This window comes from Aeromonas sp. s11, assembly GCF_040907945.1.
GTDB classification, from domain to species: Bacteria; Pseudomonadota; Gammaproteobacteria; order Enterobacterales; family Aeromonadaceae; genus Aeromonas; species Aeromonas veronii.
This window is the reverse complement of record NZ_JBFOCU010000062.1, coordinates 341,576-366,914: the sequence shown is the minus strand read 5'-3', so window position 1 is coordinate 366,914 and position 25,339 is coordinate 341,576. Positions and strand designations below refer to the sequence as shown.

The window sequence follows — 25,339 nt, the reverse complement described above, 5'->3', positions numbered from 1 at the left end:
CCCGGTGGCGGTGGGTCTACTGCCTCTCATTCTACCCGTTGCCGAGCAGCGCTACAGCGGGGAGCAGGGACTATTTTTCTGACTCGCTCAGCTGCATTTCACGCAGTTGCTCCGGTCTGGTCAGCCGCTGTACATATTTCTCCAGATAGGGCACCGGCAGCGGCTTGGAGGCGAGATAGCCCTGATAGAAACTGCACCCCTGCGCCTTGAGAAACTCCAGTTGCTGACGGGATTCCACCCCTTCCGCCGTGACGTTAAAGCCCATATGTCGCGCCATGGCGATCACCGCCTCGACGATGGCCATGTTGTCGCCATCTTTCGGGATGTCCTGAATGAAGGAGCGGTCGATCTTGAGCTCATCGGCAGGCAGCCGCTTGAGGTAGCTCAGGGAGGAGTAACCGGCGCCAAAATCGTCGATGGCAAAGCTGATGCCGAGCTCCTTGAGCTCGGTCATCTTGCTGATGGTGTCCTCGGCATGGCCCAGCACCACGGATTCGGTGATCTCCAGATTGAGGCATGCCGGATCCATGCCGGTTTGTGCCAACACATCGTGGATCCGCTCGACAAAATCGGTGGCATGGAACTGTTTGGCACTGACGTTGACCGAGATCTGCGGAATATGGATGCCGTTCTCCTCCCACAGCACATACTGGGCGCACGCCTCGTGCAGCACCCAGTTGCCGATATCGACAATCAGATCGGTCTCCTCGGCAATGGGAATAAATTCTGCCGGCGAGACCAGCGAGCGACCGGCCGGCTGCCAGCGAATGAGCGCCTCGACACCAATGATATCGCCGCCATCGACCATATGCTGGGGCTGATAGTAGAGGGTCAGCTCTTGCTGGCTGAGGGCGTTGCGCAATTCGTTGTGAATGAGCAGACGGCGATCCGCCTGCTGCTGCATCGAGGCATCGAAGAAGCGACGGGTCTTGCGGCCAGCGGACTTGGCCTGATACATGGCGGTATCCGCCTGCTTGAGCAGATCATCGACCCCCTGCTCCCGATCCGGAAACAGGGTAATGCCGACACTGGCGCCGATGTGCAGCACTTGCCCCACATAGGTATAAGGAGCGGCAATCTCGGTGATGAGCCGCTCGGCAATGATATCTGCCTGCATCTCCGCCTGGGGCGGGCTGGCCGAGAGCGATGGCAGCAGCAACACAAACTCGTCACCGCCGAGGCGGGCCAGGCAATCTCCTTGCCGCACCAACCGTTTGAGACGGGCGGCGACCTCCTCGAGCAGCCAGTCACCGGTGGCGTGGCCGAGGGAGTCGTTGATGGTCTTGAAGTGATCGAGATCGATAAAGAGCAGGGCGCCAATCAGACCGTCGCGGGTCGCCTCGTTGAAGGTCTGCACCAGGGTCTCGTGGAGTTGACGGCGATTGGGCAATCCGGTCAGCTCGTCGTAATAGGCGAGATCCTGGATGCGCCGCTCGGCCGCCTTGCGCTCGGAGATATCCTCAAAACAGATGACAAAGTGGCTGATCACCCCTTTCTCATCCTGCACCGGCGTCACTATCTCCCACTGGGGATAGGTGTGACCATCAACATGGCGACGCTGGGTCTCCCCCTGCCAGCGGTTGAGAGGGTTGAGCTCGTAACCCAGCCCACCCAGATTGGGCCAGAGATCCTCTTCCAGATGCAGGCCCAGCACCGATTGGCTGTCAAAGCCGGTGATCTGGCTGAAGGCGTTGTTGACCCGCAAGATCTTGAACCCCGGATCCGTGATGATGATCCCTTCGTGGGTCTCGAATGCAACGGCAGAGAGGCGCATCTGGGCATCGGATTGCAGGCGCTCCAGCTCGGCCACCATCCGTACCGAGAAAGTATTGAGCACCGAGGTGAGATTGCTGGTATCTGCAGGGGCCGAATAGAGCAGCGCCAGATGGCCCAGAAGTTGGCCTCTGGCATCAAACAGCGGCTGACCATAATAAGTCTGCCCGGCCGCCAGCCAGGGTTGATACTCCTGCGACTCGTCGATCACCTCGAAACAGATGGCACCTTGCTTGTAGAGCTCCTGACAGGGGGAGCCCGCCAGCGGATAGTCCTTCTGCGCCAGCCCGTCGGCGGCCAGCACTTTGACCCGGTCGGCACCGCACAACTCACCCACCCAGACCGCATCCACCTTGAGGATATGGGCCAGCTGGCTGACCAGGGTATTGAAAAAATCGAGCCCGGTGCGGGCAGAGAGCGCCTGCGCCAACTGGGTGAGCAGGGTGGTTTGCAGCAACGGCAAAGAGAGATTGAGAGAGGAGACCGCACTGTTGGCGGTATCAAGAGGGGCCAGCCAGCCACAGCAGATCTGCTGGGTGGGCACAAACTGGCCGCTCCAGAGCACATGGTTGAGCTGCCCCTGATCATCTTTCAGATGACCGATGAACTGTTCAGGCAGATGTGATTCATGAAGCCGGACGAGAAAGTCGGCAAAGCCTGCCTCATCTTCCGGTAACAGGCGAGCGGCCCAAGGATGATTGCCCTCCCCTTGCCACTGCTGGTAGGCCCCCTGATCAGAGAGACTCCACTGATCATGTTGCCGATCGAAAAACCACATGACTTGCGTGGCCTGCTGCTTCATTTACCACTCCAACACAACAACCAACCACGTTTGATGTCCAATCAGGCATAGCAACGCCCCCTGCATCCACTCATCAGATCAGAGGTTGCGAGGGAAGAGTACAAACATGCGATATCAAGCAGTGGAAACCGGACATGAGGTCGACACGAAGTGCTGCCAAGAAGGGACAGAAACGATCCTATTCCCGTCATACTGCCTGCCAGTTTCATGGAGCTCAAGCTGTTTTTGGCACGAAACCGGAAAAGATCACAATTTATAAGTTGCTGAATAGCCAAGGGAAGGTTATGTGACATAGATCACATTTCAATCTTTACCAATGAGTAATCTGAAGGTGAAGACACAAGCAAGACGACCCGAAGGGGGCCAATATGAAAATCGAAATTACCAGCAAAATCATCGACATCACCCCGGCTATCCGCGAGCGCATCGAATCCCGTTTTGAAAAGCTCGAACGTCTTCAGGTGCCTCTCATCACACCCCATGTGATTGTTTCCAAAGAGCGTCTGATGTTCACTGTCGAAGCCAGTGCTGGCATCCCCAACGGCAAACTGTTTGCCCAGGCAGAGCATGAGGATCTCTACGCCGCCATCAACGAACTGGGGCAAAAACTGGAGCGCCAACTCAACCGTCACACCGAAAAGCCGATTGCCCGTCGCGCCAATGCCGCGCTCAAAGAGCAGCCGCAACCGGATGAAGCTGACGCTTGATAGCATGCCGCACGGCTAAAAATTCCAAAGAGCATAAAGGCGGGGTCACCCGCCTTTTTGTTGCCTGTGATTTGCCGACAAGCATCGCGTTACACCAGTGAACAGGCGCCATCAACTGAGCCAGTGCAACCGGGTATCCACCCCCTGTTGCAAACGGTCGAGGATCGGCAGCAATACCAGCGGATCCTCCTGGCGTGGCATATCGGCCAGCTTTCCTTGCAACCGCTCCCGCGCCAGCGGCGACAGGTTGTCGTAGACAGCCTCATCCAGCAGCGGCTGTTTGACCGCCAGCGGCGGTGTTTGCAGCGCCAGCCAGAGCCGCACATCCACCATGCTTCCCCCTTGCTGCAACCGCTCATTGATGGCACTACAGTCACTCCCCGCCCCTTCAGCCACCAGCACCTCTGCCGGTCTCAGCGCAAAGTGCAGACGCCAGTCACGGCTCTGGGGAGTGGCCGCCGGTTTGGCATCAAACCAGGGCTGCTCCTCCACCGCATCGGTCAGCAGGGCCAGATGCAACCGGAAATCAGCGCGATCGCCATGCTGCAGGTCACGGTTGAGGCGCTGCCCCAACTGGCCCTCATCAACGAGCAGGTGATTACGGATTGAACTGGGCAGCATGAGATAACTCTCGAAAATGGCGATTTCACTGGTTATCGGCCACAAATCCAATTCTTTTAATGGAAAAATCCTGCTTGGGGGTTCACAAAACCGGAAGATCTGTTAGTATGCGCCTCGCACTTGTGGAGGGGTTCCCGAGCGGCCAAAGGGATCAGACTGTAAATCTGACGGCTCTGCCTTCGAAGGTTCGAATCCTTCTCCCTCCACCATTTCAAGTGCGACAATTTGAAAGCAATACCCCGTGGAGGGGTTCCCGAGCGGCCAAAGGGATCAGACTGTAAATCTGACGGCTCTGCCTTCGAAGGTTCGAATCCTTCTCCCTCCACCATCATTCAGAAAACCCGGCCTAGCGCCGGGTTTTCGCATTTCTGGTCTGCCCAATCCGTTATTCCTCTACCCTCCAGCCCCTTATCGCTGTTTGCCTGCAGCCGATCGTGCAATAAAAAACGGGAGGTCTGTGCCTCCCGTTTACGTTCATATCAGCCCTGTTACGGGATGATGCGTTACAGAGTAAAGCGATAGAAGATATCGACCGCCTGAGCCACCCCGCTCATCGCCTGCAGATAGAGTCGTGGCAATACCTCGTAGCGCAGCTTGAATTCGGCGATGGGGCTGAAGACCCCGACCCCGTACTGGAACTGCAAGCCCGGCAGCAGATATGCAGACAGCGTCACCTGGGTGTTGTCACCACTGCCCGCGGTATCGAGGGAGACATCGCTCATCCCGAGCGACTCGCCGATGCTCGACACCACGCCATTGGCCTGATTGACCGCACCGGCCACCAGCAGACCGTTGAAACCGCCATCTTCTCCGTTGGTTTGCAGCCCTTTGCCGCGCAGCAGATAGGAGAGCTGTTCCGACTGCGCCATCTGCGGCTCGGAGTAGACAGTTATCTCCGGCTTGCTGGCAGGGCCAGTCACCCGCACCCCGACCGTCACCTGACCTTCGATGGTATCGGGATCCCGGTTGGCCTCGATGTTGAGGAACGGCCGATCCAGCGGACCGGAGAAGAGGATCCGCCCCTCCTTGATGATGAGGTTCTGACCATAGGCCTTGAAGCGGCCGTTGGTCAGCACCAGCTGACCGTTGCCTGCCAGCGGCTTCTCGGGATCCTGACGGATATTGAGACCGCCGGAGACATCGGTCTTCAGTCCCATGGCATCAAGTTTCACATCGTTGCCAAGGCGGATCGCTACCTTCATCGCCAGCGGCAGACTTGCCTGCTTGGGAGCAGGGGGCAGATCGTCATAGACCACAGTCACATCGTCGGAGACCGCCACTGCCGAATCCGGCAGACTCTTGACCAGAATGCGCGCCCAGGGAATATCCACCTGACCGGTAATGCGGGTCTCCTCCCCCAGCGACACCGCGATATCGGGCGAGACTCTGACCCGGCCCATGCCCGGATATTGTGCCTCCAGATCCTTACCCTGAATGGTGAGGCTGCCGCTGACCGGCATCTTGGCCCAGCTGAGCCAGCCGCCCAACGCCAGCGGCCCCTTGCCCACCAGCATGGAGCCATCGAGCTCGGCGCGGTTGCCTTCGATCTTGAGGCGGGTCACCAGCTTGGTCAGGGTCACCATGTCAGAGTGGGTCTGCACTTCACCGTCACGCAGGTTGAGCTGACCAAACAGCAGGGGCGCCGCCAGGGTGCCGTCGAAACGGGCTTCGGCGGAGATGATCCCTTGCAGGGAGCGCACCTCAGGGATCAGTGGCGCAAAGGTATTGAGCTTGAGATCGTCAAACTTGAGCTGACCGCCGAGCAGACCGCGACCGGCGGGCTCCCTGATCAGCAGATCGGTATCGATATTGCCGATCTGTTTGGAGGCAAAATCGAGGCGAATGGCCGCCTGCTGCCGCTCGAAATCCAGGGCCAGGGCCAACTGCTGATAATCAGTCTTGAGACCATCAGCCACAAAAGTGCCCGGCGTGGTGCGCACCACCGCATGCAGGGTCGGCTGATTGCCACGCCAGCTGGCGCGGCCATCGGCGGAGAGCATCGCCTGCCAGCGGAAGTTGTCCGGCAACCAGGGGCGTAGCCGTTTGAGCTCAAACTCGCTCAGGGCAAACTCCAGGGTACCCTGGGCAGCGGAGACCTGACTCCCCTTGACGCAGAGGCTGGCCCCTTGGGAGCCGAGGCAGAGATCCCCCATCGCCAGCCGCTGACGCGGCAGATCGAGATCCAGTGCCCACGGGGAGCTCAAGTCCCAACGGCGCAGCGGGGTTTTCAACTGCAACTCGGAGAGCGCCCCGCGCCAGTGATCCCCCCGCACGCCGCCACCGAGCTTGAGGTTGGCCGCAACAGGGTCACCCTTCATGGTCAGGGTCAACAGATGCTGACTGATATCGCCGCTGAGGTTCAGGGCCAGCTGGCTGAGCTTGGTTTCGCCCTGTTTCAGCTGCGCCACCAACAACGCGAGCTCACCGGCCGGTTTGGCGCCAATCACCGCATTGCCCTTGAGACTAATGCCCTTCAGGTCGGTGCCGGCATAGTAGAGCCGGTCGGAGGCGAGATCCGCATCGATTTTTGGCGTCTGCTGATTGCCACTGACCTTCACCTGTCCCTTGATATCCCCTTTCAGGCCGGGATAGATGCCCCCCAGCTGGGGAGCCTGCAGGTTGGCATCAAGCCTCCACTGGGCGCTGCTGATACTGCCCTTGGCCTGCAACTGGTTGGGGCCACTTTGCAACGAGAGCGCCGGGATCTGCCACTCCATCTTGTCGTTGCCGCTAAGCTCCCCCTTGAGGGCCAGCGGGTACTGGTTGAGTTTGCCATCCACCTTGAGCTTGGGCAGTTTCAGCTCCCAGTGGCCCGCTTCGTTCATCACGAAACGGCTCTCCAGCTCACCGGCCAGCGTCCCTTTCAGCTCGGGCAGCAGCTCGGCCGGATTGATCCCCTTGAACAGGGTGGTTCCCTGCCACTCGATCCCCTTGTTCCAGGCGAGCTTGCCATCGAGCTTCAGCTCCCCCTTGAGGGCATTGAGCTGCAAGGCGATCTTGCTGAGCCGCTCCAGATCCCCCTTGCCGTCCAGCGTAAGCTTGAAGGGTGGGACATCGGTCCCCTTGCCGGAGGTATTGAGGGCAAACTGATAGCCGGAGAGCTTGCCCTTGGCAGTCAGGCTCCCTTTATCCAGCAGATAGCTCGGCTCATCTTTGGCAGGCTTGTGAAGAGGCCAACCGAGGCTCTTCCAGTCGAGGGTCAAATCAAAAGGGAGATCCGGGTCGAGGGCTGCCAGCGAGCCCTTAAGATTGGCGGCGACCGGCCCCTTGGCCGACAACGCCAACCCCAGCTTGCCGACCGAACCACTCAGCGCCAGCGTGGCCTGCTCACCCTGCAGCTCGCCATCCAGCAGCCCCTTGCGGGCCTTGGCATCCAGCGTCACTGCCAGCGGGTAGTCGTCACTGAGCTGGATATGGCCCTTGAGCGCCAGATCGGCCATGGCGTGGCGCAGCGAGAACTCGCGCACCTCGATGCGATCGTCGGCAGCAGTGGCCGACAGCAGCAACTTGTCGAGCCCTTCAATCAGCTCGCCCTGCTTATATTGCACCCGGGTCGCGCTGACCCCTTCCAGCTGGATGGGGAAAGGAAGATGAATGGCGGGCAGGAGAATGGGGGCTGCCTTTGCCGTGTTCGCAGCTGGCGTCCCTTTGCCCTGTTTGACGGTCTTGGCGCTGGCCTTGTCGTTACGCGCCACCGCAGCACCGGCTTGCTTCTCGTTAGCGGCCGGCTGCTTGGCGGATTTGGCTGCGCTGGCGGGTGCCGCATCATCCAGCGTCACCGTCAGGTTATCGAGCACCGGGCCGCGTACAATCAGCCCCTTGCGGTTGAGGGTGGCGCCGATATCGAGGGACCCCAGGGTCACGGCCACGCCGGGCACCGCCAGATCGAGATCCGCGACCTTGAGGCTGTCGACCTGAATTTTGAGTGGCAGCGGGCGCCAGACAAAAGGCTCCGACGGTTCTTCCGGTGCAGGCTCCGAGTCGGCTACCTTGACCACCGGATGGGTCACCGCCAGGGATTTTATCCAGAGCTTGCCCTGCAGCAACTTGCCGAGATCCCAGTCGAGCACGGCGCGATCCACAGTGACATCCACCAGCTCATCCTGCCAGCCGACCTCTTCCAGGGTCCAGCCATAGCCAAGCTGGCCCGCCACCAGCTCCCCCTTGAGGGAGGGCAACGCCGCCCTAGCCTGTTGCCACAGCCACTTGTTGCCCTGATGGGTGAATCCCAACAGGCTGACGCCGATGAGCAGCAGGAACACCAGCCCCATCAGCCAGAGAAAGATGCGTTTTAGCCAGATCACAATGCAGACCCCCGCGCAAGATACAGCCGCAGCGGCCAAAGAAAAAAGCGTTTAGACAACATCATAATTCAGGCCCCAATGCGAAATGCAGCCGCAAGGGCTTGTCCTCTTCCGATACCCCGACCGCCAGATCCAGTCTGACCTGACCGATGGGGGTGACCCAGCGCACACCGACGCCGGTACCTATTTTCCAAGGCTCGCTGTAATCGGTGGTGGAGGTGCCGCCATCCACAAACATGGCCCCCAGCCACTTCTCGCTGAAGCGGTAGTTGTATTCCAGACTGGCCACGCTGGTGTAACGACCACCGGTCAGCTTGCCATCCGGCCCGGTGGGGGAGATGCTCTCGTAACCAAAGCCGCGCACCGTCTGATCGCCACCGGTAAAGAAGCGCAAAGACGGCGGCACCAACGAGAAGCTGTCACCTATGATGGCCCCCTGCTCGGCCCGCATCAGGAATCTGTGGTTATCGCCAAGAGTTCGCAGCCACTTGCTGCGCCCCCACACCCGCATAAAGCTGATGTCGGAACCCCATCTGGGGTCGGAGAACTCCAGCGTCAGCTGCTGGCGATCCCCCCAATCGGGCACCAGAGTGCCGCGCACCCGCAGTCGGGACCAGGAGACCCCGGGGATCAGCAGCAAGCTGTTCCCCTCGTCGGCGCCCTGGGTATAGATCTCGTTCTCCAGCCGGATAAAGACGTCCCGATCCCAGCTCTCCGGCCGTCGCGTCCAGCGGTGTACACCGATGGTAGTGAGATCGGAGCGGGTATCGTTGTTGTCCTTGTACTGGTAGCCGGTCTGGATGGAGTAGTAGTCCCGCAGCGGGTTACCCACCGGGATCTGGTAGTCGAAGCTGAGCTCGGCCTCCGGCGCCGACACCTTGGCGGTGGCAAAGAGACGGTGGCCGTAGCGGTTGACCCAGGGCTTCTCCCAGGTGGCACTCATCCGCGGCCCTACGTCGGTGGCATAACCGATACCGGTCTCGATTTCGTGATCGACCCGGTTATCCAGCGTCACCGCGATGGGCACCCGATAGTTGCTCGCCTCGCTCAATACCGGCTTGATATCGACCTGACGGAACAGCTTGGTTGAGGAGACATCCTGCGACATCTCGGCCAGACGGATGGCGAGATAGGGGTCGCCACTCTTGATGTTGATAAGCGGGCGAATAAGGTGAAGCGCTTCGGGAGTGGCATCGTAGCGGATCTCGCCAAAACGGTAGCGATGGCCCGATTCGAACAGAATAAAGATCTCCGCCGTCCCCTTGTCCGGGAACACCTTGACCTGACTCTTGCTCAGCTTGGCATCAAAGTAACCGCGGGCCAGCCCGAGGCTGCCGAGGTCGGCCTTGATGGATTCATATTTGGCGTGATTGAGGGGCTCGCCCTCTTTGAGGGGCAACTTGTCCAGCAGGGCGCTGTAAAGCTCGTCGCTGCCCGCATCCCCCTCCAGCAGAATATCGAGGCGGGAGACGATGACCGGCTCCCCTTTGTCTACCTCAATCACCACTTTGGACGGAGTCTTCTTGTCGCGACTCAGGGTGATCTTCGGCTGGTAATAGCCATAAACCTGCAGCGCCTTTTGCACGCTCTCGGTGATTTTGGCGCGGGCCGGGCGGTATTGCCGCTCCTGATAGACCGGCAGGGCATTGAGATAGGCTTCAACGTTATCCTTGTTCTCGCCTTTCAACCCCTTGACCTGATAAGTGAGCTTGGCGGCAAACGCGGGCGAAGCCAGCAGCGACAGCAACAGGCCAACCCCCAGTACCCGCAGGCCGCGGCGAAACGCAGGGCCGGACAGTGAACGCCCTGCCAGCAGGGATGAAATGCATCCTGTCAAAGGTCAATATTCCTGAATCTGTGGTGAAGGAAACCAGCGCCCTTTCGGGCCAACCCCGAATGCGGCGCAGCACGCCATGCCGTGCATGGCCGTGAAACAAAAATGCGCGCCAGAAAAATGGCGAACCTTATCCTAACATAGGCATCGGCCAGCGACAGCGCGGCGCCATTGGCAAATTCGCCATATCTTTTAAGAGGTTGACCACAAATCACACATTTTGCTGACAATGACGCCGCCCGCTTTCCCGATGGGGGCGAGCTTACCCGCTCTGAACAAGGTTCACTTCGTCGTCAGGCCGCCTTTGTCACCTCTCCCCCTCTCATTAACACCAGAAACCCACCACGACAGAGTTTGTCGGCATCGCCCCACCCTCACCGTTTAACAGGCCCGGCACACGCCAAAGCCCGCCGTAGCGGGTGATTAAGAATTGCTCGTTCAGCGCAATCGAATTATCCCGCTGCCTTTGCAAGCGTCCCTCCCTCACACTTGAACCATCAACTGAAGGAGACACATCATGCATGCACGTAGCGAACAGATGGCTGACTATATTGCCGATCGTCTCGAGTTCATCACCTTTCTCGCCTGTTGCAGCGCCCTGCTGGCCCTGCTGACTGGCATGAGTGGCCAACAGGCACTGGCCTTTACCGCCCTTAACCTGCCGTTTGGCCTCGGCATTCTGCTGGCGATGGCGATGCTGGCCCCCCTGCCCGTCCACTGGCGGCTGCCGGGGATCACCTTGCTGCTGGCAGGTTGCGCCCTGATGACCCTGCAACTGGGGGGTGAGTGGCTCAATCCGCTGGCCATCTGGAGCCTCTACGCCCTGCTCGGGCTGGAGATCATCTGGCAAGCGCGCCCCCGCGCCGTGCTGGCCACCCGTGCTCGCCAGTAACAGGGCTGACGAACGCCGGTAAATGGCGGGCTGTGATGGCTGACGCCAGTGGCAAATTGGGGTACTCTTGCGCCCCGATTTGCCACCACTCTTGGCGTTAACAACCTTCGCCATCACTCCCAGGAGCGCCCCGATGAAAAAAGCCTGTGCCCAGCACATTCTGGTCAAGACCGAAAAACAGTGTCTGGAGATCAAGGAGAAGATCGAGAAGGGAGCCGACTTCGGCCAGATGGCCAAGCGTTTCTCTACCTGTCCCTCAGGCAAGCGTTTTGGCGATTTGGGAGAATTTTCAAAGGGAGATATGGTGAAAGCATTTGACGATGCGGTCTTCAAGGGCGAACTGCTCAAGGTGTTGGGGCCGGTGCGCACCAAGTTCGGCTTCCATCTGATCAAAGTGCTCTATCGCAACTAAGTCATCACAACTGACCATCTTCTCGGTGAAGCTCCCGTCAGGCGGGCTTCACCTCCCTCTGCATTCCCCTCGTAAAACTGACCAAAACCACGCCAAACTCTCATCAATTTACTAACGTTATCAGGCAATTAAGTTTATCCTTCTCTGCATTGTCCACATTCGACGATGGATCCCGTGCTATGCCCCGCTCTTGCTTGTGGCCCCTGCTGGCCTGGTTACTCCCGCTCGCTGGCGCCCTCGGCAGCCGCTTTCATCTCTGGCCCTGGTGGATCGGTTTTGCGATCTGTCTCATCGGAGCCCTTCTCTCCCTGATCTTGCTGGTACGCCTGCCCTGGAGCCGCAACCGCTACGCCAGCGGCCTTGGCGCCTTGCCGCTACTGCTGCCCCTGACATTTGTGGCACAGGCGCTGCGCATGCCGCTGATCAACGATGTGAGCACAGATCCCTACAATCCCCCCCAGCTACGCTGGGCAGCAGAGCTCAGAACCGCGCAGGATCTGCCAATAAATAGCGCCCCGCTGAAAGCATTTGAAAGAAATCCCGGTCCTCTCTTTACCCATACCGCCCCCGAAGAGGTGGTTATTGAGGCTGAGGAGCTGATGCAGGAGCTGGGCTGGCAGGTACGACCGAGCCCGGATGGCCTGGATGCAGTGGTTACCACCGGCTGGTTCGGCTTTCAGGATGATGTGGCGCTGCGGGTCTTTGCTGGCCCCAAAGAGACCCGCATCGATATGCGATCGGCCTCCCGTCAGGGGCAAAGCGATCTGGGCACCAACCGGGCGCGGATCGAGGATTTCCTGACCCGCCTGAATGAGCGGTTGGGCCAAGCCTACAAACCCAATTTGAAACCATAAGTGTGAAACAACAAGAAGGTAACTGATGCGCGTTGAGGTCAAACCCGACCGGGAATATGCCTGGTTTATCCGCCCCTTTTTCTGGCTGCAAAAGCGCAACTATGGTCAGGTACTTATTCCGGGCAAGTGCTGGGGCCGCTCGCCGCGTCTCTTTGCCGCCGTCGCCACCCTCTACGGGGTCATCAACCGCAAGCACTCCCCCATCGACCCCGTGTTGCGCTCGCTGGTGACGGTGCGGGTCTCCCAGCTCAACTGGTGTCGTTTTTGCGTCGACATCAACGCCATGACCCTGATAAAGAGAGCCGGCTCCAGCGAGAAGGTGGAGGCACTGGCCAACTGGCGCGAAAGCCCCTTGTTTGACGAGCGGGAAAAAGCGGTGCTCGACTACACAGAAGCGATGACTGGCCTCGATGGGGTGAGCGATGAGCAGACGGCCCGCCTCAAACCCTGGTTCGATGACGATGCCATGGTGGAGCTGACCGGCCTTATCGCATTCCAGAACATGTCAGCCAAGTTCAACGCCGCCCTCGATATCGCGCCGCAGGGCTTCTGCCAGCTGCCGGTGCAACCGGAACGCTCCGCCAAGCCCGACAGCAAGGACGCCTGATGAACCGGACCCGCCTGCTGCTTGCACTGGTAATGGGGGGCCTTATCGGCGCCTTTTTTGCCCTCGATCTCGGTCGTTACCTCACTCTGGACGCCTTGCAGGCCCAGCAGGCGGCAGTGGCGCAATGGGTCGACAGCCACTTTGTCTCGGCCAGCCTGCTGTTCGTGCTTATCTATGTGCTGAGCACCGCTCTCTCCCTGCCCGGCGCCAGCCTGCTCACCCTGGGTGGCAGCGCGGTGTTCGGCGTCGCCTGGGGGCTGCTGCTGGTCTCCTTCGCCAGCACCCTAGGCGCAACCCTGGCCTTTCTCAGCGCCCGTTTTCTGCTGCGCGACTGGGTCACCGCCCGCTTTGGTGACAAGCTGGCCACCTTTCAGTCCGGCATGGCGAAGGAGGGGGCCTTCTATCTGCTGAGCCTGCGCCTCATCCCCATCTTCCCCTTCTTTCTGGTCAATCTGCTGATGGGGCTCACCCCCATCAGAGTCAGCACCTACTACTGGGTCAGCCAGCTTGGCATGCTGCCCGGCACCTTCGTCTATGTACTGGCGGGCAGCGAGCTTGGCCAGTTAACCAGCACCGGCAATATCCTCTCCCCCGGCCTGATGGTGGCGCTGACCCTGCTGGGGCTGATGCCCTGGCTGGTCAAGAAGTTGACCGCCAAGCTCGCCCAGCGGCGCCTGCTCGCCCCCTATCGCAAACCCGCTCGCTATGACTACAACCTGCTGGTGATCGGTGCGGGCGCCGGTGGGCTGGTTACCAGCTATATCGCGGCAGCGGTGAAGGCCAAGGTGGCGCTCATCGAGAAGCACAAGATGGGGGGCGATTGCCTCAACAGCGGTTGCGTCCCCTCCAAGGCGCTGATCCGAAGCGCCCGCTTTGCCGCAGAGCAGCGTAAAGCCGACGAGCTGGGCTTTAGCCCAAGCCACTCCCGCGCCGATTTTGCGGCGGTGATGGCGCGGGTGGCTGAGGTTATCAAGGAGGTCGAGCCCCACGACTCCATCGAGCGCTATCAGGGGCTTGGAGTGGAGTGCATCGAAGGAGAGGCGCGGCTGGTCTCCCCTTGGGAGGTGGAGGTTAACGGCAAGCGCCTTGCCAGCCGCCATATCGTTATCGCCACCGGCGCTCGGCCGCTGGTGCCCAAGCTGCCGGGGCTGGATCAGGTGCCTTACCTCACCTCGGATAGCCTCTGGCAGCTACGCACCCCACCGCGCCGCCTGCTGGTGCTGGGCGGTGGCCCTATCGGCTGCGAGCTGGCCCAGAGCTTCGCCCTGCTCGGCATTCCCGTGACCTTGGTGGAACTCTCGGAGCAACTGCTGCCCCGCGAAGAGCGGGAGGTGGCCGAGCTGCTGGCGGAACAGCTGGCCCACGACGGCGTGCGGGTGCTCACCGGCTGGCGCGCCGAACGAGCCGACTATCTGCCCGCAGCCGATGGGGATCTCCCCATCCGGCTGCAACTGCGCCGTGGCGATGAGACACAGGTGGTGGAAGGGGATCAACTGCTGCTGGCACTGGGTCGGATCGCCAACGTCAGCGGCTTCGGGCTCGAAGCGTTGGGGGTCGAGCTTGCCCCCCGCGGCACCCTAGCGGTCGATGGCTTCCTTGCCACCAACTTCCCCAGCATACTGGCGGTGGGAGACGTAGCGGGCCCTTACCAGTTCACCCACTTCGCCGCCCATCAGGCCTGGTATGCGGCGGTCAATGCCCTGTTTGGCCAGTTCAAGCGCTTTCGGGCCGACTATCGGGTCATTCCGGCAGCCACCTACACCACGCCGGAGATTGCCCGGGTCGGCCTCAATCGCAAGGAGGCCGAGGCGCAGGGGATTTCCTTCGAGGCGACCCGCTTCGAGCTGGCCGAGCTGGATCGTGCCATTGCCGATGGCGAGCGCCACGGCTTTGTCGAGGTGCTCACCGTCCCGGGCAAGGATACTATCCTTGGCGCCACCATAGTGGGCACTCACGCCGGTGAGCGGATTGCCGAGTTCGTGCTCGCCATGCGTCACCGCCTCGGCCTAGGCAAGATCCTCGGCACCATTCACGCCTATCCCACCCTGATGGAGGGGAACAAATATGTGGCGGGTGAATGGAAACGGGCCCACCAGCCCACCCGGGTGCTGGCGTTGCTGGCCCGTTATCACCACTGGCGCCGTGGCGCCTGACAATCAGGGAAACGTTTATGCGCAAGCCATTCTCACAACTCAACTCACAGCTCAAACAGCGGCTAAACGCCCTGCTGTGCGCCCTGCCACTGCTGGCCAGCGGCCCGCTGTTGGCGGCCAACCCAGACGATAACTGGCAACGGACCCTTGAGGAGGCGAAGGGACAGACCGTCTACTTCAACGCCTGGGGCGGCAGCCCGGAGATCAACGCCTATCTGGTGTGGGCCGGGCAGGAGCTGGCACGCGACTATCAGGTCAAGCTGGTGCAGGTGAAGGTGGATGACATCGCCCAGAGCGTCAACCAGTTGCTGGCCAACAAGCAGGCGGGCAAGCAAGCTGGCGGGCCCATCGACCTGCTCTGGGTCAACGGCGAGAACTTCAAGGCGCTCAAGGAGCAGGGGCTGCTCGGCGCTCCCTTTACCACCGAGCTACCCAACATGGCGCTGGTAGACAGCACCCTGCCGGTGAGTGAGGACTTCACCCTGCCGGTGGAAGGGCTGGAAGCCCCCTGGGGCATCGGCCAGCTCAATCTGATGGTCGATACCGAAGAGGTCGCCAGAGCGCCCACCTCGGCTGCAGCCCTGCTGGCGTGGGCCAAGGCCCATCCCGGTCGCTTCACCTATCCCAAGCCGCCCCAGTTCCATGGCTCCAGTTTTCTCAAGCAGATCCTGCTGGAATTGACGCCAAACCCCGCCCCCCTCTATCGGGAGGCGACCGAGAGCGACTTTGCCAACGTGACCGCCCCGCTCTGGGCCTGGCTCGATGAGCTGCATCCGGCACTCTGGCGCAAGGGCAAACTGTTCCCCAGCAGCGCCGCCGAAACCCGCCAGCTGCTCGATGATGGCGAGCTGGCGATGGCCATCAGCTTCAACCCGCAGGAGGCGCAGAGCGCCACCCAGATTGGCGCCCTGCCCCCCAGCGTCGAAGCGATTGCCATGGAGAAAGGGGCGCTCACCAACAGCCATTTTCTCGCCATTCCCTTCAATGCCAGCGCCCGTGCGGGAGCTAAAGTGGTGGCCAACTTTCTGTTAAGCCCGACGGCGCAGGCACGAAAAGCCAATCCGGCCTTCTGGGGTGATCCCAGCGTGCTGCGGGCCGATGCCCTGCCTGACTCCGCCAAAGAGCAACCGGCACTGCGCTTCAAAGCGGTGGCCGAGCCTCACCCCAGCTGGCAGCTCAAGCTGGAAGCGGCCTGGGCCGAGCGTTACGGTCACTGATGAGTGCCGCTGGTCACCCGCTTTCCCGCTCCCGACCGTGGCGCCGGTTGACACGCCCCCCCAGTATGAGTACGGGGATGGCGGTCATTTATCTGGCGCTCTTCGTCATCCCATTGCTGGCGGGGCTGTGGCAACTGCTGGCGGAAGGGATGACCGCCTCTCATCTCGCCTTGCTGCTGGCCCAGCCAGGCCTGTGGCACTCCGCTGCGCTGAGCCTGTGGATTGGCGCCGCCTCCACCCTCGGCAGCCTGCTGATGACCGCCTTGCTGCTGGCCCACAGCGACAGCCGGGCTTTCGGGCTGCTCCGTCGTCTGCTCTCGCCCATGCTGGCCATGCCCCACGTCGCCTTTGCCATCGGTTTTGCCTTTCTGCTCGCCCCCTCCGGCTGGCTGCTGCGGCTCGTCTCGCCAGCGCTGACCGGGCTTGATCTTCCCCCCGATTGGCAGACCATTCGCGACCCTTGGGGGCTCGGGCTGATTGCACTGCTCGTTTTCAAGGAGACCCCCTTTCTGCTGCTGATGGCGATGGCCGCGCAGCAACCCATCCTGCTGGCACGCCAGCAGTGGCTGGGGGCGAGCCTCGGTTTCAGCGCCCCCCAGATCTGGTGGCGCCTGCTGCTGCCAGCGCTGTGGCCTGCCCTGCGCCTGCCCATCTATGCGGTGGCGGCCTACGGAGTGGCGGTGGTGGATCTCGCCCAGCTGCTCGGGCCCGATGCCCCCGCCCCGCTGGCGGTGCGGTTGTGGCTCTGGTATCAGGACCCGGATCTGCTCTGGCGCGGAGCCACCGCCAGCGGCGCCCTGCTTTTGCTCGCCATCACGGCGTTGCTCATCGCTCTGCTCAGATTACTGGAGTGGCTTCATAAAGAGATGGGCAAAGGCTGCTGGCTCGATGGCAAACGGGCGGCGCCCCACTTCTTTGCCAACCGGCTCGCAGCGGGCTTTGCCTTCACCCTGATCACCCTCAATCTGGCGGTGCTGGCGGCGCTGCTGCTCTGGTCGCTGGCGCGCCGCTGGCCCTTTCCCGCCCTCTGGCCCAGCCAGTGGAGCAGTCATTACTGGCTGGATCTGCTGCCAACCCTGCTGCCACTGCTGGTAACCAGCGCACTGCTGGCGCTGGTGAGCGGCTTGTTGGCACTGATGATGGCGGTGTGCAGTCTGGAGGCACAAGCCAGCCGCCGCCCCTGGCCGCTCTGGCTTATCTGCCTGCCGCTGTTGCTGCCGCAGGCAAGCCTGCTGTTTGGCATCCGGCTCGGGTTGGACTGGCTTGCGCATGACTCGATAAGCAGCGGCATTGGCTGGGGCTGGGTGCTCTGGAGCCAGCTGCTGTTTGTCTTTCCCTATGTCTATTTGTGCCTGCACGGCCCCTATCGCCAGTTCGATCCGCGGATCACCCAGAGCGCCCTGCTGCTGGGGGCCACGCCGTGGCGAGCCTGGTGGCAGGTCAAAGCGCCGCTGCTGGCGCGCCCACTGCTGTTTGCCTTCGGCGTCGGGGCGGCGGTGAGTTTGGCCCAATACCTGCCGACCCTGCTGTTTGGGGCAGGCAGAGTGGTCACCATCACCACGGAAGCGGTGGCCATCGGCAGCGGCCTCAACCGGCGACTGGCGGGGCTCTACGGTCTGCTGCAACTGCTGCTGCCGCTCGTTATCTATCTGCTGGCGCTCTGGCTGCCGGCGCGGATCAATCCGGCGCTCAAGGGGGGCGGCTCACGATGAACTCTCATGATGGAAATAGCCATATGCTGAGCACCACGCCTCTTCGGCTTTACCTTGATGAAAATCTGCTGCTTTCGCTGCCCCCCCTGCAGGTGGCCCCCGGCGAGGTATTGACCCTGATGGGCCCAAGCGGCTGCGGTAAAAGCTCCCTGCTGGCGGGGCTGGCCGGGGTACTGCCCGGCGCGCAGACAGATAGCGGCCCGATCCGGCTGGAGGGGGAGGTAAGGCTCGGCGAGCGGCCACTCAACACCTTGCCTGCGCAGGCGCGGCGCATCGGCATGCTGTTTCAGGATGACCTGCTGTTCGACCATCTGACGGTGACGGAGAACCTAATGTTCGGCATGCCTGCGATCATCAAGGGAAAACGGGCGCGGCGAGAAAAGGCGTTGGCCGCATTGGCACAGGTCGCGCTGGCGGATCAGGCTGACAAGCTGCCGCAGTTGCTATCAGGGGGTCAGCGGGCGCGGGTCAGTCTGCTGCGGGCACTGTTGGCGGAACCCGACGCCCTGCTGCTGGACGAGCCCTTCTCCCGCCTCGACAAGCCGCTGCGGGCCGCCTTTCGCGAGCTGGTGTTCGCGCAGATCAAGGCGCTGGCTATCCCCGCCATCCTGGTGACCCACGATGCGGAAGACGCGCCGGGCACCATACTCAACCTCACCGAATGCCACTGTTAACCGAGGAGTGTTCACCTTGTTTGATCGCCATCTGATCCCCGTGATCCGCAGCCCCCTCACCCAGCTTGCCAAACCGCTCTGCCGCGCCGGGATCAGTGCCAATCAGGTGAGCCTCACCGGATTTGCCATCGGCATGCTGGCGCTGCCGCTGCTGGCCTTTGGCTACTATCAGTGGGCGCTCGCGGCCATCCTGCTCAACCGGCTGCTGGACGGACTCGATGGCGCCGTGGCGCGGGAAACCGGCATCACCGATTGCGGCGGCTTTCTCGACATCACGCTCGACTTTATTTTCTACGCCGCCGTGGTGCTGGGCTTTGCCCTCGCCGCCCCCGCCAATGCGCTACCCGCCGCCACCCTGCTGTTTGCCTTTATGGGCACAGGGTCGAGCTTTCTGGCGTTTGCCATCATGGCGGGCAAGCGGGGGATCGACAATCCGGTCTACCACCACAAATCCCTCTACTATCTGGGCGGCCTCACCGAGGGGAGCGAAACCATCGCCCTCTTTGTGCTGATGTGCCTGTGGCCCACCGCCTTCGCCCCGTTCGCCTACGGCTTTGCAATGCTCTGCGCCATCACCACCCTGACCCGGCTCTGGAGCGGTTACCACACCCTGCGTCACCCCCAGCGCGAAACAGCACAGCCCTCACAGAAGGGCTAATCCATCGCACGATGAATTGGCGGCAAACAAGGCACACGGAACACTTGCACGGGGATGACAATGTTTTACCATGACGGCACTTTTATCAGTCTCTTTGAGAACCCTATGCGTCGCCTTGCCTCTCTTCTCACTCTGTCGTTATTCCCCCTGCTCGGTGGCTGCAGCAGCGCCCCAGCGCCAAAGCCCGTAGTCGTCCCCCAGCCCAAGAGCGCCTTTATCAATCAGACGCCATCGAGCAAACCCGTTTATACACAAGGGGTTAGCAAGGGGGACTTCGCCAATCGCCCAAACGTGGACAGATTCGTCCAGAAGATGGTCGAGAAGCACGGTTTTGACAACGCCCAGCTGCATCAGGTGCTGGCACAGGCAGAGCGTTACGACTGGATCATCCGCCTGATGGATGCCCAGGCGCCGACCACCGCCAAGCCCACCGGCCCGACCGGTGCCTGGAACCGCTATCGCGCCAAGTTCATCACCCCCGACAACGTACAGAACGGCGTCAACTTCTGGCGTGAATACGCAAGCGAGCTGAACCGGGCGGAGCAGGTCTACGGGGTGCCGCCTGAGATCATCGTCGGCATTATCGGGGTCGAGACCCGCTGGGGCCGAGTGATGGGCAAGACCCGCATTCTGGATGCGCTGGCCACCCTGGCGTTTGATTATCCGCGTCGTGCCGAGTTCTTCACCAGCGAGCTGGAAGCCTTTCTGGTGATGACCCGCGACGAGGGGATGGATCCCACCGAACCCAAGGGCTCCTATGCAGGCGCCATGGGCTACGGCCAGTTTATGCCCTCCAGCTTCCAGCGCTATGCGGTGGACTTTGACGGCAACGGCCACACCAACCTGTGGGATCCGGTGGATGCCATCGGCAGCGTCGCCAACTACTTCAAGGCCCACGGCTGGGAGAAAGGCCAACCGGTTGCGGTGCGCGGTCAGGGCCAACTGCCCGGCTATGAGCATGGCTTTCAGACCCGCTACCCGGTCGCCACCCTGCGCCGTGCGGGGCTGACGCCAACCAGTAGCCTGGGCAACCACAGCGAGTCGAGCCTGCTGCGCCTCGATGTCGGCACCGGCTACCAATACTGGTACGGTCTGCCCAACTTCTACACCATCACCCGTTACAACCACAGTACCCACTATGCCATGGCGGTATGGCAGCTGGGGCTGGCGGTTAAAGAGGCCAAAGGCGGTTACTGAGTCAGGTACTGATTTGCCAACAAAAACGGGCCTGCTGGCCCGTTTTTGTTATTCGTTTTCCAGCAACCAGCGTTTGAGCAGTGCCGCTAACTGAGCCTGCTCCGCCTCGGTCAGTGGCGCCAGCAGGCGACGCTCGTTGGCCACGTGCAGCTCAACCGCTCGGTCGATAAGCGCTTTGCCCGATTCGGTGAGACAGACCAGCAGGCTGCGCCGATCGCTGGGCGCCGCTTGCCGCTCTATCAGTCCCCGCTCGGCCAGCTTGTCGAGCCGGGCCGTCATGGCACCCGAACTCAACATGGCCGATTGGTAGAGCACTGTCGGCGTCAGTGGCTCACCCGACCGACGCAGGGTCGCCAAAATGTCGAAGTCCGTGCCAAGCAAGCCGCACTCTTTGAGCTCTTCACTCACCTCACGACCGGCAATTGCCGCCATCCGGGCTACCCGACCCAGCACCCCCATAGGAGAACAGTCGAGATCCGGTCGCTGCCGAGCCCACTGAGCCAGCAGCAGGTCTACATGATCTGATTCCATCGCCAACTACTTATCTTTATATCGAGATACTTGATGATAAATCAATTCGGCACTAATTTATCTTCACTTGAAGATACTTTATGAAGAGATAAATAATGCCAATGCTGATCGCCTTGCTGGCTCCACTGCTGTGGGGCAGCACCTATGCTGTCGTCAGCCTCTACCTGACTGACTACTCACCCTACTGGGTTGCCGTATGGCGGGCACTGCCTGCCGGGCTGCTCTTGTTACTGTTGCATCCGCGCATGCCGCCTCTGCCCTGGGGCAAGCAGTTCCTGTTGGCGTTTTGCAACATTGCCGCCTTCTTCGCTTTGCTGTTTCTGGCGGCCTTCCGGCTGCCGGGGGCAGTAGCAGGTACACTTGGTGCCACCCTGCCGCTGGTGCTGATGCTACTGGCCTGGTTGCAAGATGGCACACGACCGAGCCTGAAATGGCTACTGCTGGGATTGATGGGGTTGGCTGGGGTATTACTGTTGCTCAACCCCTCTGCCAATCTGGATCCTGTCGGAGTTGCATGCGCCATGCTGGCCACCGTGCTGATCGGCCAATCCAGCCGCTGGATGCGCCACTGGCCGGTAAACGATCTGCTGGCGCTGACCGCCTGGCAATTGCTGCTTGGGGGCTTGATGCTGATCCCGCTCGCCTGGTGGCTAGCTGGCCCAATGCCGTTACCGGATCCGGCCAGTGCGCCGGGATTGCTCTGGTTGATCCTGCTCAACACCGCACTGGGCTACTGGGCCTGGTTGTGGGGATTAAAGCACCACGGCCCGGAGGTGATGGGCATGCTGGCCCTCACCAATCCCATGATGGCTGTGTCGCTTGGGGTATTGATGGTGGGTGAAACTCTGGATGTCAGCCAGTGGATCGGCATCGGGGTGATCCTGCTCTCCCTCTTCCTGATGAAACTGCCAGCACGCTCCTTCTTCAAACGTTGGCAAGCCCGCCGAGCGAGTACAGGGATCTGTAACGAGGTGTAAACACCAGACCACCTCAACCCATGCATAAACAAGAGGAGCCATTGCGGCTCCTCTTTTTAGTCAGCGGTCAGCGACTGGAAGGTGGCTTATACGCCGGCCTTGGCCAGCGCCGCAGAGACGATCTGCTGGGCTTCCTGCTGGATGAGGTCGAGGTGCGCGTCGCCCTTGAAGCTCTCCATGTAGATCTTGTAGATGGACTCGGTACCGGAGGGGCGCGCCGCGAACCAGCCGTTCTCGGTCACTACCTTGAGGCCGCCGATGGCGGCATCGTTGCCCGGCGCCTTGGTCAGCTTGGCGATGATGGGCTCACCGGCCAGAGTGGAGGCTTCCACCAGCGCCGGATCCAGCTTGGAGAGCACCGCTTTCTGGGCACTGTTGGCCGGAGCGTCGATACGGCGATAGCTGGAGCGGCCAAATTTGGCTTCCAGTGCGTCGTAGTGGGCCTGCGGATCCTTGCCGGTGACCGCCAGAATTTCCGCCGCCAGCAGCGCCAGAATGAAGCCATCCTTGTCGGTGGTCCAGACGGTGCCATCTTTGCGCAGGAAGGAGGCGCCAGCGCTCTCCTCGCCACCAAAACCGAACTCGCCGCTGTAGAGGCCATCCACGAACCACTTGAAGCCAACCGGCACCTCTTTCAGGGTACGGCCAATCTCGCCGGCAACCCGGTCGATCATGGACGAGGAGACCAGCGTCTTGCCAACGGCCGCATCGGCAGACCAGCCGGTGCGATGGGTAAACAGATACTGGATCGCCACCGCCAGATAGTGGTTCGGGTTCATCAGACCGGACTTGGTGACGATGCCGTGACGATCGTAGTCAGGGTCGTTGCCAAGGGCGATGTCGAACTTGTCTTTAAGGGCGATCAGGCTCGCCATGGCGAACGGGCTGGAGCAGTCCATCCGGATCTTGCCGTCTTTATCCAGAGTCATGAAGGAGAAGGTCGGGTCGACCTTGTAGTTCACCACCTCGATGTTCAGGCCGTAGGTCTTGGCGATAACGTCCCAGTAGGCGACGCCGGAGCCGCCCAGCGGATCGACACCGATCTTGATGCCCGCATTCTTGATGGCGTCCATGTCCAGCACGTTCTTCAGATCATCCACATAGGGGGTGACATAGTCGTGCTCAACCACGAACGGGCTCTTGAGCGCCTCAGCGAACGGCATGCGCTTCACGCCGGCCAGACCCGCTTCCAGGATCGCGTTGGCACGGTCCTCCACCCACTTGGTGATCTCCCCTTCGGCGGGGCCACCGTGGGGCGGGTTGTACTTGAAGCCACCATCTTCCGGCGGGTTGTGGGACGGAGTGATCACCACGCCGTCGGCGCGCGCTGCAGGCTTGCTGGCCCCTTCTTTGCCAGAGTTGTAGCGCAGGATGGCGTGAGAGATGACCGGGGTCGGGGTAAAGCCGAGGCCAGCCTGAATGCGGGTTTCAACACCGTTGGCCGCCAGCACTTCGACGGCGCTGGCAAAGGCGGATTCGGACAGGGCGTGGGTATCCATACCGACAAACAGCGGGCCAGTGATGCCAGCCTGCTGGCGATACTCCACCAGGGCCTGGGTCACCGCCAGAATATGGGATTCGGTAAAGGCGCTGTGCAGGGCGCTGCCACGGTGGCCGGAGGTACCGAAGGCAACCCGCTGCTCGGGGCGGCTCATGTCCGGCTTGTTGAGGTAGTAGGCGCTGACCAAACGGGGAATGTTGGTCAGATCGCTTAAACGGGCCGGTTGACCGGCGTGGGAATGCTGAGCCATGGCGTTTTCCTTGCGTAATGGCGGCCTTGCCGGGCAAGGCCTGAGTCTTGAAGAATCGTTAAATTGCGCCACACACTTGCGCGATCACCTCTTCGCCATAGCCCATGCTGGCCATCAGCTGGGCCACCATGTTCTGCTTGCGGCTGGTGTTGGTGTTGGTGATCACCCAGAACGGGGTCTCCGGTACCGGCTTGGGCTTGGTGGTGCTGCCACTGGCGCGCAGAGCCTCGGGATCCTGCGAGAAATAGACGCGCTTGCGCCCCTTGATTTCGGTGGCTTGGGTAAACCCGACCGGATCGTCACGGTAGAGGGTACTGAGCACCTGCATGAAGCGGTTGATGGACTTCTCTTCCTTTTGCAGCTCACCGGAATCGAGCAGGGCTTGCAGCCCTTGTTGGGTGGCTACCGCACTGGGCTGCGCGACGGCAACGGGCTCGGCAACCGGCACACCTTGGTGAGCAGGCTGTTCCAGCAGACGGCGCAGGATATCGGAGGCACTCTCACCAATGTGCCGGGTCTGGCTGGCGATATAGAAGTAGAGATCGTCATCAAGCTCGATGGTTTTCATAGGGATGCGCTGGACTCGTCGAAATTCGGATGCGGCGATTATACATAGGCAAACCCGACAGCCCAAGCAAGGGGCTGGCAGATGTACATGAATCTCATCGAGAATACGGCATAATAGCGGGCCAAGTGTGTGATCAGCCGCACTGATAGCCGATCCGGACGGGATTTTTTAGAAAAAAAACCACATAAAATTCCAATCCATTGGACGAAATCCTTTTCTTTCCAGTGCGTTAAATAAAACAGCGATACGCACCCACGACCGACAAGGTGTCATTTTGCAACAAAACAGCATATTGAACTTCAAGGAGCAGGGTCAGGGCCCGGCGGTCATTCTGATCCACGGCCTGTTTGGCAGCCTCGACAACCTCGGCCTGCTGGCCCGTGCCCTCTGCGAACACTATCGGGTGGTCAGCGTCGATCTGCGCAACCACGGAGCCTCCTTTCATAGCAGCGAGATGAGCTATCCGGCGCAAGCGGCCGACATCCTGACCCTGATGGATCGGCTGGAGATTGCCGAAGCGACCCTGATTGGCCACTCGATGGGTGGCAAGGTGGCGATGCAGCTTGCCAAGCTGGCGCCAGAGCGGGTGACCAAGCTGGTGGTGGCCGACATGGCGCCGGTCGCCTATCCCCACTCCCGCCACCAGAATGTGTTCGCCGGACTCAACGCCACACTTCGCACGCTGCCGCAAAGCCGCAGTGAAGCGGAAGCCATGCTAGCACAGCACATCGAGATCGCCGGGGTGCGCCAGTTCCTGCTCAAATCCTTCGCCAGAGGCGAGCATGGCTGGGGTTGGCGCTTCAATGTGCCCGCCCTTGAGCAAAACTACGCCAACATCATGGGCTGGCCAGAGGATGAACACCGCTTCGAGGGGCCGGTGCTCTTTATCAAAGGGGGGGATTCTGACTATATGCAGCCCCAATACAGCGAGACGGCACTGGCTCAATTCCCAGCGGCAAAGGTGCGTGTCATCGCGGGTACCGGCCACTGGCTGCATGCGGAAAAACCGGCTCTGTTCAACAAATTGGTTGTGGATTTCCTGTCGACAGGCGGTTAACAGTTTCAGATCCTTTGTGATATAGTGCGCCGGTCATA

At 61.1% G+C, this 25,339-nt stretch carries 20 protein-coding genes and 2 tRNA genes; 15 read left to right on the top strand and 7 right to left on the bottom strand.

Features of this window, described 5'->3' with window-relative positions; translation table 11 throughout:
- Nucleotides 1-70: 70 nt before the first annotated feature.
- Nucleotides 71-2,575 (bottom strand): putative bifunctional diguanylate cyclase/phosphodiesterase, encoded by a 2,505-nt coding sequence (locus AB5Y84_RS20275; RefSeq protein WP_368177614.1) that lies wholly within the window; start codon nt 2,573-2,575, stop codon nt 71-73.
- 368 nt (nt 2,576-2,943) lie between these two features.
- On the opposite strand from AB5Y84_RS20275, the gene raiA reads away from it, so the two are divergent.
- Nucleotides 2,944-3,282 carry a ribosome-associated translation inhibitor RaiA gene (gene raiA / locus AB5Y84_RS20270; protein ID WP_005334257.1) on the top strand — a complete coding sequence of 113 codons (339 nt, stop codon included), beginning with the start codon at nt 2,944-2,946 and terminating at the stop codon, nt 3,280-3,282.
- Nucleotides 3,283-3,393: 111 nt separating this feature from the next.
- Here the strand turns inward: raiA and AB5Y84_RS20265 are convergent, their stop codons facing one another.
- Entirely contained in the window at nt 3,394-3,903 is a 510-nt protein-coding gene (locus tag AB5Y84_RS20265; protein WP_201903705.1) for a VC2046/SO_2500 family protein, read from the bottom strand.
- 124 nt (nt 3,904-4,027) lie between these two features.
- Here AB5Y84_RS20265 and AB5Y84_RS20260 point away from each other — a divergent pair.
- Both AB5Y84_RS20260 and AB5Y84_RS20255 read left to right on the top strand, forming a co-directional pair.
- Nucleotides 4,028-4,112 (top strand) — tRNA-Tyr (locus tag AB5Y84_RS20260).
- 34 nt (nt 4,113-4,146) lie between these two features.
- Nucleotides 4,147-4,231: transfer RNA gene (locus AB5Y84_RS20255), tRNA-Tyr, on the top strand.
- A gap of 175 nt (nt 4,232-4,406) precedes the next feature.
- Here AB5Y84_RS20255 and AB5Y84_RS20250 read toward each other — a convergent pair.
- Nucleotides 4,407-8,207 carry a translocation/assembly module TamB domain-containing protein gene (locus AB5Y84_RS20250; protein WP_368177613.1) on the bottom strand — a complete coding sequence of 1,267 codons (3,801 nt, stop codon included), beginning with the start codon at nt 8,205-8,207 and terminating at the stop codon, nt 4,407-4,409.
- 61 nt (nt 8,208-8,268) lie between these two features.
- On the bottom strand, nt 8,269-10,044 hold the full coding sequence (locus AB5Y84_RS20245) for an autotransporter assembly complex family protein (protein WP_005334265.1): 1,776 nt from the start codon (nt 10,042-10,044) through the stop codon (nt 8,269-8,271).
- 514 nt (nt 10,045-10,558) lie between these two features.
- Here AB5Y84_RS20245 and AB5Y84_RS20240 point away from each other — a divergent pair.
- The 10 genes from AB5Y84_RS20240 (at nt 10,559) to mltB (ending at nt 20,417) form a co-directional block, all read left to right on the top strand.
- Nucleotides 10,559-10,933: a hypothetical protein gene (locus AB5Y84_RS20240; RefSeq protein ID WP_005350568.1), complete on the top strand. Its 375-nt coding sequence runs from the start codon at nt 10,559-10,561 to the stop codon at nt 10,931-10,933.
- Between the two features lie 133 nt (nt 10,934-11,066).
- Nucleotides 11,067-11,345, top strand: coding sequence for a peptidylprolyl isomerase (locus AB5Y84_RS20235; RefSeq protein WP_040066119.1), 279 nt, complete (start codon nt 11,067-11,069; stop codon nt 11,343-11,345).
- A 179-nt stretch (nt 11,346-11,524) separates the two neighbouring features.
- On the top strand, nt 11,525-12,199 hold the full coding sequence (locus tag AB5Y84_RS20230; protein WP_257725652.1) for a DUF1499 domain-containing protein: 675 nt from the start codon (nt 11,525-11,527) through the stop codon (nt 12,197-12,199).
- A 25-nt stretch (nt 12,200-12,224) separates the two neighbouring features.
- A complete protein-coding gene (locus tag AB5Y84_RS20225) occupies nt 12,225-12,806 on the top strand; it encodes a carboxymuconolactone decarboxylase family protein (protein ID WP_257725651.1) in 582 nt (193 codons plus the stop codon).
- The gene (locus AB5Y84_RS20220) at nt 12,806-14,959 is read left to right on the top strand and encodes an FAD-dependent oxidoreductase (RefSeq protein ID WP_257725650.1); all 2,154 of its coding nucleotides are present in this window, start codon (nt 12,806-12,808) and stop codon (nt 14,957-14,959) included. Before AB5Y84_RS20225 ends, AB5Y84_RS20220 begins: the two co-directional genes overlap by 1 nt.
- A gap of 17 nt (nt 14,960-14,976) precedes the next feature.
- Nucleotides 14,977-16,176: an ABC transporter substrate-binding protein gene (locus tag AB5Y84_RS20215; protein WP_257725649.1), complete on the top strand. Its 1,200-nt coding sequence runs from the start codon at nt 14,977-14,979 to the stop codon at nt 16,174-16,176.
- Nucleotides 16,177-16,253: 77 nt separating this feature from the next.
- Nucleotides 16,254-17,888 carry an ABC transporter permease gene (locus AB5Y84_RS20210; RefSeq protein WP_257725648.1) on the top strand — a complete coding sequence of 545 codons (1,635 nt, stop codon included), beginning with the start codon at nt 16,254-16,256 and terminating at the stop codon, nt 17,886-17,888.
- 23 nt (nt 17,889-17,911) lie between these two features.
- The gene (locus tag AB5Y84_RS20205) at nt 17,912-18,562 is read left to right on the top strand and encodes an ATP-binding cassette domain-containing protein (protein ID WP_257725647.1); all 651 of its coding nucleotides are present in this window, start codon (nt 17,912-17,914) and stop codon (nt 18,560-18,562) included.
- A 16-nt stretch (nt 18,563-18,578) separates the two neighbouring features.
- The gene (locus AB5Y84_RS20200; RefSeq protein ID WP_257725646.1) at nt 18,579-19,220 is read left to right on the top strand and encodes a CDP-alcohol phosphatidyltransferase family protein; all 642 of its coding nucleotides are present in this window, start codon (nt 18,579-18,581) and stop codon (nt 19,218-19,220) included.
- A gap of 105 nt (nt 19,221-19,325) precedes the next feature.
- The gene (gene mltB, locus AB5Y84_RS20195) at nt 19,326-20,417 is read left to right on the top strand and encodes a lytic murein transglycosylase B (protein ID WP_257725645.1); all 1,092 of its coding nucleotides are present in this window, start codon (nt 19,326-19,328) and stop codon (nt 20,415-20,417) included.
- A gap of 48 nt (nt 20,418-20,465) precedes the next feature.
- Here mltB and AB5Y84_RS20190 read toward each other — a convergent pair whose 3' ends face one another.
- Nucleotides 20,466-20,948, bottom strand: a complete 483-nt coding sequence (locus AB5Y84_RS20190) for a MarR family winged helix-turn-helix transcriptional regulator (RefSeq protein WP_005334289.1) — start codon at nt 20,946-20,948, stop codon at nt 20,466-20,468.
- 95 nt (nt 20,949-21,043) lie between these two features.
- Here AB5Y84_RS20190 and AB5Y84_RS20185 point away from each other — a divergent pair, with 95 nt between their 5' ends.
- A complete protein-coding gene (locus tag AB5Y84_RS20185) occupies nt 21,044-21,925 on the top strand; it encodes a DMT family transporter (RefSeq protein WP_257725644.1) in 882 nt (293 codons plus the stop codon).
- 86 nt (nt 21,926-22,011) lie between these two features.
- Here the strand turns inward: AB5Y84_RS20185 and pgm are convergent, their stop codons facing one another.
- Both pgm and seqA read right to left on the bottom strand, forming a co-directional pair.
- Nucleotides 22,012-23,676 carry a phosphoglucomutase (alpha-D-glucose-1,6-bisphosphate-dependent) gene (pgm, locus tag AB5Y84_RS20180; protein WP_005334291.1) on the bottom strand — a complete coding sequence of 555 codons (1,665 nt, stop codon included), beginning with the start codon at nt 23,674-23,676 and terminating at the stop codon, nt 22,012-22,014.
- Between the two features lie 58 nt (nt 23,677-23,734).
- Entirely contained in the window at nt 23,735-24,244 is a 510-nt protein-coding gene (gene seqA / locus AB5Y84_RS20175; protein ID WP_058056013.1) for a replication initiation negative regulator SeqA, read from the bottom strand.
- A 274-nt stretch (nt 24,245-24,518) separates the two neighbouring features.
- Here seqA and AB5Y84_RS20170 point away from each other — a divergent pair, with 274 nt between their 5' ends.
- Complete coding sequence (locus tag AB5Y84_RS20170; protein WP_257725643.1) at nt 24,519-25,301, top strand: alpha/beta fold hydrolase; 783 nt, start codon at nt 24,519-24,521, stop codon at nt 25,299-25,301.
- Nucleotides 25,302-25,339 lie beyond the last annotated feature (38 nt).

Excerpts from the sequence above, each read along its gene's own strand:
- AB5Y84_RS20275 (WP_368177614.1), bottom strand. The coding sequence starts at position 2,575 with ATGAAGCAGCAGGCCACGCAAGTCATGTGGTTTTTCGATCGGCAACAT.
- raiA (WP_005334257.1), top strand. The coding sequence starts at position 2,944 with ATGAAAATCGAAATTACCAGCAAAATCATCGACATCACCCCGGCTATC.
- AB5Y84_RS20265 (WP_201903705.1), bottom strand. The coding sequence starts at position 3,903 with ATGCTGCCCAGTTCAATCCGTAATCACCTGCTCGTTGATGAGGGCCAG.
- AB5Y84_RS20240 (WP_005350568.1), top strand. The coding sequence starts at position 10,559 with ATGCATGCACGTAGCGAACAGATGGCTGACTATATTGCCGATCGTCTC.
- AB5Y84_RS20235 (WP_040066119.1), top strand. The coding sequence starts at position 11,067 with ATGAAAAAAGCCTGTGCCCAGCACATTCTGGTCAAGACCGAAAAACAG.
- AB5Y84_RS20230 (WP_257725652.1), top strand. The coding sequence starts at position 11,525 with ATGCCCCGCTCTTGCTTGTGGCCCCTGCTGGCCTGGTTACTCCCGCTC.
- AB5Y84_RS20225 (WP_257725651.1), top strand. The coding sequence starts at position 12,225 with ATGCGCGTTGAGGTCAAACCCGACCGGGAATATGCCTGGTTTATCCGC.
- AB5Y84_RS20220 (WP_257725650.1), top strand. The coding sequence starts at position 12,806 with ATGAACCGGACCCGCCTGCTGCTTGCACTGGTAATGGGGGGCCTTATC.
- AB5Y84_RS20215 (WP_257725649.1), top strand. The coding sequence starts at position 14,977 with ATGCGCAAGCCATTCTCACAACTCAACTCACAGCTCAAACAGCGGCTA.
- AB5Y84_RS20210 (WP_257725648.1), top strand. The coding sequence starts at position 16,254 with ATGGCGGTCATTTATCTGGCGCTCTTCGTCATCCCATTGCTGGCGGGG.
- AB5Y84_RS20205 (WP_257725647.1), top strand. The coding sequence starts at position 17,912 with ATGCTGAGCACCACGCCTCTTCGGCTTTACCTTGATGAAAATCTGCTG.
- mltB (WP_257725645.1), top strand. The coding sequence starts at position 19,326 with ATGCGTCGCCTTGCCTCTCTTCTCACTCTGTCGTTATTCCCCCTGCTC.
- AB5Y84_RS20190 (WP_005334289.1), bottom strand. The coding sequence starts at position 20,948 with ATGGAATCAGATCATGTAGACCTGCTGCTGGCTCAGTGGGCTCGGCAG.
- AB5Y84_RS20185 (WP_257725644.1), top strand. The coding sequence starts at position 21,044 with ATGCCAATGCTGATCGCCTTGCTGGCTCCACTGCTGTGGGGCAGCACC.
- pgm (WP_005334291.1), bottom strand. The coding sequence starts at position 23,676 with ATGGCTCAGCATTCCCACGCCGGTCAACCGGCCCGTTTAAGCGATCTG.
- seqA (WP_058056013.1), bottom strand. The coding sequence starts at position 24,244 with ATGAAAACCATCGAGCTTGATGACGATCTCTACTTCTATATCGCCAGC.